This is a genomic window from Allobosea sp. CER48 (genome assembly GCF_044752385.1).
Taxonomy (GTDB): Bacteria; Pseudomonadota; Alphaproteobacteria; order Rhizobiales; family Beijerinckiaceae; genus Allobosea.
The window spans coordinates 1-2,024 of record NZ_JBIWYK010000516.1; the positions used below are offsets into that span (position 1 = coordinate 1).

1 pseudogene is annotated in these 2,024 nt (G+C 72.1%); it reads left to right on the forward strand.

The window, feature by feature from the left end:
• Positions 1–2,024 (forward strand): annotated as a pseudogene (locus ACIPIA_RS15010) (hypothetical protein); the annotation flags it as partial.

The window sequence follows — 2,024 nt, forward strand, 5'->3', positions numbered from 1 at the left end:
TCAACCAGGCGGCCAGCATCGAGCGCCTGACCCGCGAGACCAGCACCCGCACCGCAGGCGCGCTCGATTCCATCACCCGCTGGATCGAGAAGACCGAGGATCGCCTGTCGTCGACCGAGCGCGGCGCGGCCGAGCGGCAGGAACGCGCGACCAACGTCATCGCCGACGCCATCAAGGCGATGAGCGAGCGAATTGCCGAAATCGAGCGGCGCAGCCATGAGGCCCCGCACAGCCGGGCCGGCCAGGCACCGCGCCCCGCCCTCAACCGCGACGGACTTGCGGCCGCGGTCACCGACATCCGCACGCGCCAGCGCATCCTCGACAACGACGATCCCGCGGCCGGCATCACGTCGGACCGCATTTCGGCGCTGCGCGACGACCTGCGCGAACTCAGCTCCCGTCTCACCGGCGAGACGCGGCGCCCCGCGGCGCAGCCTCGGCAGCCCGAGACCGGCGCCATCGAGGCCATGATCGCGCAATTGGCCGACCGGCTCGATCGCTTCGACCGGCGCGACCAGTTCGAGCCCCTGCTCAAGCCGCTGACGCGAATCGAGGCGGAAGTCTCCAGGCTGTCGCAGGACCGGGCCGGCGATGGCTATCAGCGCTTCCAGCGCGAGATCGCGCAGCTCTCGACGAAGGTCGATGCGCTCGCGGCCCGCGGCGCCCAGACCGCCAATCTCGACCCCGTGCTGCGCGACCTCGCGGAGCTGCGCGATCTCGTGGCCACCGGCGGCCAGGACCGCCGGCTCGAGGACCTGGCTGAGCAGGTGGCCTCCCTCGGCTTCGAAATCGGCCGGCTGCGCGAGACCCAGCCGGACCAGCGCGAGATGCGCACCCTGTCGGCCGCGATCGAGGATGTCCGTAACACCGTCCTCTCCAGCCGCCCGCAAGGCCTGGATATCGGCCCGCTGACCTCGCTCGCAGGCCAGATCGACGCGCTCTCGCGCAAGTTCGACGACGTCTCCGCGCAGCGCCACGACGACCATCTCGATGGCCGCATCGACGCGCTGCAGCACCGCATCGAACTGCTCGCCGAGCAGGGTCCGACCGCCGTCACCCGGCAGATCGAAGCCCTTTCCGCCCGGATCGAGAGCCTCGCCGCATCGAGCCAGCTGACGCGCATTGTCGGCGCCGGAGACGCCGCTCCCGTCGAGCTCGGCTCGATCGAGCACATGCTGCGCCACCTCGCCGACAAGATCGACGAAGCCGGCGCGCCCGGCGCAGGGACCGAATCCTTCGAGGCCCTGGAGCGCCAGATATCCGGCATCGCCTCCCGCCTCGACGAGGCCGCGGCCACCCGTTCGGCCGAGAACGGCATCGAACACACCTTGCAGGACCTCGTCGTCCATCTGCGGTCGATGCGCGAGGAAACCGCGGCCGAACGCGCCGCGCTCGTCCAGGCCGCCAGCTCCTCCGCCCCCGGCAAGAGCATCGCCGAGCTGTCCAGCCTGGTGACCGGCCTGCGCGACACCCATGTCTCGTCCGGGCGCCAGACGCAGGACGCGCTGGGCGCTGTCCATCTCTCGCTCGAAGCCATCATGGCGCGGCTCTCCAGCCTGGAGACCGAGTTGCAGGGCGAGCGTCGCGGCATCGCGGCGCGGCCGGCTGTGTCGCCCCACTCCGAAGAGCCCGTCTTCCGCGCGCCCGCTGCCGCGCGCGACAACCCGGGGCCGGCCGTCAGCGTCGCCGCTCAGGACCGTTTCGGAGCACTCGCCACCCCCACGCGCACCGAGGCGGCGCCGGCGCTGCCGAGCATTGCACTCGACATGCCGCTGGAGCCCGGCTCCGGCCGCCCGCGTCCCGAGACCAGCGCCATCGCCGGGCAGGATGCTCAGTCCGTCCGCCAGAGCCTGATCGCGGCAGCCCGCCGGTCCGCCAAGGCCGCCAGCGAAGCCGCGGCCGGCGCGCCGGCATCCGCTCCGGAACCGTCAGCAAAGAGCCCGCGCCGCCTCAAGGACATGCTGGAGCGCCGCAAGCGGCCGCTTCTGCTCAGCCTCGCAGCGCTGATCCTGGCGATGGGCACC